The sequence below is a fragment of the Micromonospora sp. NPDC049171 genome (assembly GCF_040648275.1).
GTDB lineage: Bacteria > Actinomycetota > Actinomycetes > Mycobacteriales > Micromonosporaceae > Micromonospora.
In genome coordinates this window covers 1-1,149 of record NZ_JBEZDJ010000070.1, presented here as the reverse complement: position 1 = coordinate 1,149, position 1,149 = coordinate 1, and the positions used below count along the sequence as shown (strand labels likewise).

Annotated in this window: 1 protein-coding gene; it reads left to right on the top strand. The window is 68.1% G+C overall.

The features are described from left to right. Window positions 1–18 precede the first annotated feature (18 nt). Entirely contained in the window at window positions 19–1,122 is a 1,104-nt protein-coding gene (locus AB0B14_RS36725) for an IS30 family transposase (RefSeq protein WP_357526763.1), read from the top strand. Window positions 1,123–1,149 lie beyond the last annotated feature (27 nt).

Genomic DNA, 1,149 nt, shown 5'->3' with positions numbered 1-1,149 from the left:
GGTGGTTTCTAGGCTTCAGTGCAACTGATCTTGGTTGTGGTGGAGGTGCTGGTGGCGAGGCCGGGTGTGGTGACGTTCGGGCATCGGCAGGTGTTGGAGCACTTGTGGGGGTCGGGTCGGACGATCTCGCAGATCGCGGGGTTGCTCGGGGTGTCGGTGGGCACGGTGTCGCGGGAGGTGGCGCGGAACAACAGTGCGCGGCATGGGACGAAGAATCCGCTGGGGCGGTCGTTGCCGTCGGGGCGGGCTCGGGCTCCGTATCGGTGGGGGTATCAGGCGCAGTGGGCGCAGCGGCGGGCGGACGCGGCGCGTCGGCGGTCGAAGGTGTCGAAGTTGGGCCCGGGGATGCGGCTGCGGCGGGTGGTGGCGGGGAAACTGGCGCGTAGGTGGTCTCCGAAGCAGATCGCCGCGTGGTTGCGGGCCACGTTCGCTGACCGGCCGGAGTTGCAGGTGTCGCACGAAACGATCTACCAGGCGATCTATGTGCAGTCGCGGGGCAGCCTGCGCGAGGAACTGACTCGGCAGGTTGCCCTGCGCTCAGGACGGGCTGATCGGCGGTCCCAGTCGCGGATGGCGGCAGCGGATCGGGGTCGCCGTCCCTGGATCGGGGACCTGCACATCAGCGCTCGTCCCGCCGAGGCCACCGACCGGGCCGTGCCTGGGCACTGGGAGGGTGACCTGGTCATCGGCAAGGCAGGCCGAACGGCGATCGTGACTCTGGTGGAGCGCGCCACCCGATACGTCATGCTCGGCGCGTTGCCCAACGGCCGAGACACCGACTCCGTCATCAGTGTCCTGACCACCCTGGCCGGGAGGCTACCGGCGCATCTTCGCCGCTCCCTGACCTGGGACCAGGGCAGCGAACTAGCCGCTCACGCCCGCTTCACCGTCGCCACCGGATGCCCGGTCTACTTCTGCGACCCCCACAGCCCCTGGCAACGCGGCAGCAACGAGAACACCAACGGTCTGCTACGCCAGTACTTCCCCAAAGGCAGCTACGACTTCCGCACCATCGACCAAGCAGGCCTCGACGAAGTCGCCCACGAACTCAACACCCGCCCCCGCCAGACGCTCGACTGGGCAACCCCAGCCGAACGCCTGGACCACCTCATCGCTACCTAACGATTGCACTCACCCCTTGACCCCAAG